This is a genomic window from Pectobacterium quasiaquaticum (genome assembly GCF_014946775.2).
GTDB classification, from domain to species: Bacteria; Pseudomonadota; Gammaproteobacteria; order Enterobacterales; family Enterobacteriaceae; genus Pectobacterium; species Pectobacterium aquaticum.
Map to the genome: position 1 here is coordinate 4,463,126 of NZ_CP065177.1, position 6,000 is coordinate 4,469,125.

8 protein-coding genes and 1 pseudogene are annotated in these 6,000 nt (G+C 50.7%); 4 read left to right on the forward strand and 5 right to left on the reverse strand.

Going from position 1 to position 6,000, the window contains the following annotated elements; all coding sequences use genetic code 11:
• Positions 1-59: 59 nt before the first annotated feature.
• The 4 genes and pseudogenes from IG609_RS20400 to IG609_RS20415 form a co-directional block, all read left to right on the forward strand.
• Positions 60-326 (forward strand): helix-turn-helix domain-containing protein, encoded by a 267-nt coding sequence (locus IG609_RS20400; RefSeq protein WP_193397278.1) that lies wholly within the window; start codon positions 60-62, stop codon positions 324-326.
• Between the two features lie 37 nt (positions 327-363).
• Positions 364-615 carry a hypothetical protein gene (locus IG609_RS20405; protein WP_226373283.1) on the forward strand — a complete coding sequence of 84 codons (252 nt, stop codon included), beginning with the start codon at positions 364-366 and terminating at the stop codon, positions 613-615.
• Positions 616-624: 9 nt separating this feature from the next.
• On the forward strand, positions 625-981 hold the full coding sequence (locus IG609_RS20410) for a HipA domain-containing protein (RefSeq protein ID WP_226373284.1): 357 nt from the start codon (positions 625-627) through the stop codon (positions 979-981).
• Between the two features lie 51 nt (positions 982-1,032).
• Positions 1,033-1,399, forward strand: a pseudogene (locus tag IG609_RS20415) (virulence RhuM family protein); the annotation flags it as partial.
• Positions 1,400-1,454: 55 nt separating this feature from the next.
• Here IG609_RS20415 and mnmE read toward each other — a convergent pair.
• The 5 genes from mnmE to rpmH all read right to left on the reverse strand — a co-directional run bounded on the left by mnmE (position 1,455) and on the right by rpmH (position 5,325).
• A complete protein-coding gene (gene mnmE, locus IG609_RS20420) occupies positions 1,455-2,819 on the reverse strand; it encodes a tRNA uridine-5-carboxymethylaminomethyl(34) synthesis GTPase MnmE (RefSeq protein ID WP_180787248.1) in 1,365 nt (454 codons plus the stop codon).
• 129 nt (positions 2,820-2,948) lie between these two features.
• The gene (yidC, locus tag IG609_RS20425; RefSeq protein WP_180787247.1) at positions 2,949-4,583 is read right to left on the reverse strand and encodes a membrane protein insertase YidC; all 1,635 of its coding nucleotides are present in this window, start codon (positions 4,581-4,583) and stop codon (positions 2,949-2,951) included.
• A gap of 2 nt (positions 4,584-4,585) precedes the next feature.
• Positions 4,586-4,843: a membrane protein insertion efficiency factor YidD gene (yidD, locus tag IG609_RS20430; RefSeq protein WP_010281237.1), complete on the reverse strand. Its 258-nt coding sequence runs from the start codon at positions 4,841-4,843 to the stop codon at positions 4,586-4,588.
• On the reverse strand, positions 4,807-5,166 hold the full coding sequence (gene rnpA / locus IG609_RS20435; protein ID WP_010302382.1) for a ribonuclease P protein component: 360 nt from the start codon (positions 5,164-5,166) through the stop codon (positions 4,807-4,809). The genes yidD and rnpA overlap by 37 nt, the downstream gene beginning before the upstream one ends.
• Positions 5,167-5,184: 18 nt before the next feature.
• Positions 5,185-5,325 (reverse strand): 50S ribosomal protein L34, encoded by a 141-nt coding sequence (gene rpmH / locus IG609_RS20440; RefSeq protein ID WP_005976668.1) that lies wholly within the window; start codon positions 5,323-5,325, stop codon positions 5,185-5,187.
• Positions 5,326-6,000: the final 675 nt, after the last annotated feature.

Below are 6,000 nucleotides of genomic sequence, written 5' to 3' on the forward strand. Positions count from 1 at the left end.
TTTTACCGGCTAAAGCGTGTAATATTTATTCTACCGCCTATAATCGGTAGGATAAGATGATGAAGATCACCAACAGCAAGCAGCTTAGCAGCTATCTGAAAGATGTTCGTATCACCCAGAAGCTTTCACAAGGGAAAGTGGCCAGTAAAGTGGGTATTCGCCAGGATACGGTATCCAGTTTCGAGCAACATCCTGATTCCACTAAGCTGGAAACCTTCTTTAAAATCCTGTCGGCATTGAATTTAGAACTTACTGTTACGCCCAGGAATGTGGACACCATCAATAACGAAGCCTCTGTTGCATCATCCTGGAAGGAAGAATGGTAATGGCTGCGCTCGATGTTTACATGAACGGCTATCGGGTGTGCATGATATAAAAAAGATTGAATACAAAACTTTATCCGAGCAGCAGCTTGAAAACATACTGACCGGATATCTGTCCGATGCCCCGCTGAGTATGATTGATACTGAAGACGATTTTCGTATTTCTATCGCAGGTGCACAGGAAAAGACGGCGCTGCTTTATCTGGATGATCGCTGGTGCCTGCCTCTCAATGCCACACCAACTACCCACATCATCAAGCTACCGATTGGTAAAATCGAGAGTCACTCTTAATCAATTGATATGTCTGACAGCGTTGAAAATGAGTATCTGTGTTTACTCATTGCCAAAGCATTTGGGCTGCCAGTGCCGCACTGTTTTATGATCAACACTGGCAAGATAAAGGCGTTAGCGGTGGAGCGTTTTGATCGTAAAAATCCAATTGTGGTTGAGCAGGTGGAAAAGCATGAGAAGTCGATAGCCCTCAAAGGTGACTTACCGCAAGCCGTGAAGCAAGCTGTTGTGCAGGCTCTGCTGAAAGAAGGTGATATCGCTCGAAAGCTGCTCAAAGACCAACAAGTTATGGCGAGTTATGTTGAGCTGATTTTTGACATGATGAAGCAGAGGGCGGCTGATCCACTGAATAACCAACATGGCTAAAGATTTAACAGAGTCTTTGAATGACAGACAAAAAGCGGAGCAACACCTTGCATTGCTGATGGGAAAACCCGTGTTGAGTGTCGCTTTGAGTCCGATACGTTGTGGCTTTCTCAGGCCATGATCGGTGAGTTATATGGAAAAGCGAAAGCGACCATTAGCGAACATATAAAAAATATTTTTGCTGAAGGTGAATTGGACGAAAATTCAGTTGTTCGGTTATACCGAACAACTGCGGCAGATGGGAAATCATACAATGTCCAATACTTTAGCCTGTCATTGGTATTAGCGGTGGGGTATCGCGTCCGTTCAAGCCGCGGCACTCAGTTCCGACAGTGGGCAACGCAAACCTTACAAGAGTACCTGATTAAAGGATTCGTTATGGATGACGAGCGCCTGAAAAATCCGCCCGTTGGTCATATAACAATCAGCTATGCGAGATCAGCGGAAGTGAATGGACGCTTACGAACTCAGCGTCACTTCCCAATACAAAAACTCGAAAAGATACGGCCTAGCAGGTCGTCAGAGGTGAACTCGCCAGTGATTTCACTCAGGGACTGCTGCGCCAGCCGCAGTTCTTCTGCCAGCAATTCGCCCGCGTAGGCGCTCACCAGCTGTTCTTTCCCCTGAATCAGATGCTGTGCAGCCAGTTCCAGTGCTTGCAGGTGGCGACGTCGAGCCAGAAAACCGCCTTCCGTGTTGCTGGTGAATCCCATGCTTTGCTTGAGATGGTCGCGAAGCGTATCGATGCCTTCACCTGTACGGGCGGACAGTCGGATAAGTGAGTGAGTATTCACCTCTTCGATACCAAGCATTTCGCCAGTCACGTCGGCTTTGTTGCGTACCACGGTAATCGGCAGCGTTTTTGGCAGGCGCGCCATAAATTCTGGCCAGATTTGCTCAGGCTCGGTCGCCTGCGTGGTAGTGCCGTCTACCATGAACAGCACGCGATCGGCCTGTTCGATTTCCTGCCAGGCGCGCTCAATACCAATGCGTTCGACTTCATCGCTGGCATCGCGTAACCCGGCGGTGTCGATGACATGTAGCGGCATGCCGTCGATATGGATGTGTTCACGTAGTACGTCGCGTGTCGTTCCGGCGATATCCGTCACAATGGCGGCTTCGCGACCGGCTAACGCATTGAGTAAGCTGGATTTACCGGCATTAGGACGACCTGCAATTACGACCTTCATCCCTTCACGCAGCAGACTCCCCTGATGCGCTTCGGCTCTGACGGCATCCAGATCGGCCATCACACCATTTAACTGTGCTTCAATTTTGCCATCGGAGAGAAAGTCGATCTCTTCATCTGGGAAGTCGATGGCAGCTTCGACGTAGATTCGCAGGTGAGTGAGTGCTTCCACTAACTGATTTATACGGGTGGAAAATACGCCTTGCAGAGAGTTCAGCGCTGAGCGGGCGGCCTGTTCTGAACTGGCGTCAATCAGATCGGCGATGGCTTCCGCCTGCGCGAGATCGAGTTTGTCATTCAGGAAGGCGCGTTCAGAGAATTCGCCAGGGCGTGCAATGCGCACGGTAGATAGCGTCAGGATACGTTGCAGGAGTAAATCAAGAATAACTGGGCCACCGTGACCCTGAAGCTCCAATACGTCTTCACCGGTAAAGGAGTTCGGGCCGGGAAACCAGAGTGCGATACCCTGATCGAGCGTGGTGCCGTTGGCATCACGGAACGGCAGATAATCGGCGTGGCGTGGCTTGGGAAGTTTACCCAGAACGGCATGCGCCACGTCTGCGGCCGCCTGTCCTGAAATGCGTAAAATACCCACGCCTCCGCGTCCCGGTGGAGTGGCTTGGGCGACGATGGTGTCGGTATTACTCATGATGTTCTCTCTGCATTGATGCCTGTCTGGCAGGCTATTTTACGTATCGTTGGCTGATAAAACAGCCATTAAAAAAATAAGGCGGTCAATGACCGCCTTACGCTTTCTATCGGTTAGCCATCAACCGGATTATTTTTTCTCGCGGCTATGTAAGCCACGTTTTTCCAGACCGCGGTAGATCAACTGCTGCTGGAGAATGGTAACCAGGTTGCTGACGATGTAGTACATAACCAGACCTGACGGGAACCACAGGAAGAAGACCGTAAAGATGACCGGCATGTAGGTCATGATCTTCTGCTGCATTGGGTCGGTCACGGTGGTTGGTGACATCTTCTGGATGAAGAACATCGTCACGCCCATCAGGATCGGCAGAATGTAGTACGGGTCTTGTGCAGACAGGTCATGAATCCACAGCGCGAACGGCGCGTGACGCAGTTCAACGGAGCCCATCAGCATGTAATACAGCGCCAGGAAGATTGGCATCTGAATCAGCAGCGGGAAGCAGCCGCCCAGCGGGTTCACTTTCTCTGACTTGTACAGCGCCATCATTTCCTGACTCATGCGCTGTTTGTCATCACCAATACGCTCACGCATAGCCTGCAGCTTAGGCTGCAGCAAGCGCATTTTCGCCATAGAGGTGTATTGCGCTTTCGTCAGCGGGTACATGATACCGCGCACGATAAAGGTAATGGCAATGATGGAGAAGCCCCAGTTGCCGATAAAGCTGTGCAGGAATTTCAGCAGCTTAAACAGCGGCTGAGAAATAAACCACAGCCAGCCGTAATCGACAGTCAGATCCAGATGCGGTGCGACAGCAGCCATCTTGTCCTGAATTTCTGGGCCAACCCACAGGGTGGTTTTCAGATCCTGCTGGCTACCTGCGGCAACTACAACCGGAGCGGATTTGAAACCAATAGCGGCCTGACCGTTCCCCAGCTTGCTGGTATAGAAGGTGTTAGCGCCTGCCGTAGTTGGGATCCACGCGGTTGCGAAGTACTGTTGCAGAATCGCTACCCAGCCACCATTGGTGGTGATGTTCAGGTTTTCGTCCATGTCGCTGAAGCTGTACTTTTTGTACTTGTCTTCACTGGAAGAGAACGCCGCGCCACGATAAGTGTGCAGTGCAAAGTTGCTGCTGCCGGTATCGCGGTGCTTAGGTAATTCGATAGATTGCTTTAACTGACCGAACAACGTAAGTTCCAGAGGCTGAGCGCTGGTGTTGTTGACGCTATAGTCAACGTTCAGTGCATAGTCGCCACGTTTCAGAACGAACGTTTTGGTGTAGGTTACGCCGTCAGCCGCAGTGTATGTCATCGGGATACGCAGTTCGCTCTGACCATCCGCCAGCTCGAAGCTATCTTGCGTGGTGGTAAACAGCGGACGTGGGCCGTTAGCCGGGTTGTCTGGGCCGTTTTTGCCAGTCAAACCGCTCTGAGCCTGATAGACAAACTCGGATGTGGTTTCCAGCAGGTGGAAAGGTTTATCTGAACCCAATGTGTCCGGGTAAGCCAGCAGATGCGCTTGCTCGATGTCACCGCCACGCGTGTTGATTGTCAGCGACAGCACATCGGTTTTCACCGTGATCAGTTTGCCTTGACCGCTGGCGGGTACGCCCTGGTTGGTAGCATCACCGGTCACTGCGTTCGTCGCCTGCTGTATGGTCTGCGTGGTTGCTGGCGGATTTTTATCCGTCTCCCAAGCCTGCCAAAGCATAAAGGTTACGAATAGCAGAGCGATGAGAAGAAGATTGCGTTGCGAATCCATCGTTAATGTTCTCTGTTATTGTCGGTTTTTGGCGGTACGGGATCATCACCACCAGGGTTCAAAGGATGGCATTTTAATACGCGTTTAAGCGTCAACCAACAGCCTTTTATCATGCCGAACCTGCGTATTGCTTCAATACCGTATTGCGAGCACGTTGGCCGGAACCGACAATGCGGTCCGAGCAACGGGCTGATAACGAGTTGATAACCGCGTATCAACCCGATCAGGAGTCGGGAGCCAAACGACAATGCCGACGCCATAGTTTTTCCAATGCTTCCGTCAGAGTACGGTTATCCAGTTCAGACACCCCTTTTTTCACCAGCACGACAAAGTCCATTGAAGGCAATGAATGTTGGTGCAGGCGAAAACTTTCGCGCGTCAGGCGTTTAATCCGATTGCGTTCATGAGCACGTTTCACATGCTTTTTGGCGACGGTAAGACCGATGCGGGGATGCCCCAGCGAGTTCAGGCGGCCGAGAATGGTGATTTGCGGCGTGCCAGCCCGTTGCGGTTGCTGGAAGACGAAAGTGAAATGACTGGGAGTTAACAAACGTAACTCCCTGGGAAATGCTAGCTTAACCACTCGGTGGGTTAGCTTTTATTACTTAGAAACAGACAGACGAGTACGGCCTTTCGCACGACGGCGGGCCAGAACTTGACGACCATTTTTGGTGGCCATACGAGCACGGAAACCATGGCTACGGTTACGCTTCAATACGGACGGTTGGAAAGTGCGTTTCATGGCGATTTCTACCTAAACTTGGAAAATTATAACTTCACAGTAAACGCGTTTGGCTGTTCGGCGTGAAAAAATGACCGACGCCTCAATCGCATATCACAGCTATATAACGGAAAGAGGCAGGATTGTAATAATTGTACAGTCCTGAGTCAATTAACATCACACTTAACACGCCAGCCATTCCGATTATTTTTGGAATTTCTGCCTGCCAGAGCACAGAAAAGGCGTAGACGCGCGGGCAGGGAATTATACGGGCTCTGTTGCAAAGCGCAAGGATCCTCAAATGATCTGTCCCGTAAGATCATGATCGATGTCACCGTAACGATCGTGTTTCCGACGGTATGCTTGGATGCGTTTCATGTAGGGCGGGTAAAATATGTGCTCGCTGCCCCTCTGGCGTGTTGCGGGGAGTCACTATGAGAATAGCCTGTGGATAAAAAGGATCGAAACTGTGCAGAAGGGGAAGATCTCTTTGGCGGATTAGGTTATGATCCGCGGTTCCGCTAGCGATCCTTTTGACGGGATCGTCGGGGTAAACCGCCACGCTACGTGGTGTGTCTGCTGTCTGAATTGTGAATGAAACCATCGTGGATGACGCAGGCGCCAAAAAATCATGAGTCACATAAATAACGTCTTATTCTTTTCTTTTTGATCGTTCTTGTTCGAGTGGAGTCCGCC

Coding starts and splice junctions, on each gene's coding strand:
- IG609_RS20400 (WP_193397278.1), top strand. CDS start 60: ATGAAGATCACCAACAGCAAGCAGCTTAGCAGCTATCTGAAAGATGTT.
- IG609_RS20410 (WP_226373284.1), top strand. CDS start 625: ATGTCTGACAGCGTTGAAAATGAGTATCTGTGTTTACTCATTGCCAAA.
- mnmE (WP_180787248.1), bottom strand. CDS start 2,819: ATGAGTAATACCGACACCATCGTCGCCCAAGCCACTCCACCGGGACGC.
- yidC (WP_180787247.1), bottom strand. CDS start 4,583: ATGGATTCGCAACGCAATCTTCTTCTCATCGCTCTGCTATTCGTAACC.
- yidD (WP_010281237.1), bottom strand. CDS start 4,843: ATGGCGTCGGCATTGTCGTTTGGCTCCCGACTCCTGATCGGGTTGATA.
- rpmH (WP_005976668.1), bottom strand. CDS start 5,325: ATGAAACGCACTTTCCAACCGTCCGTATTGAAGCGTAACCGTAGCCAT.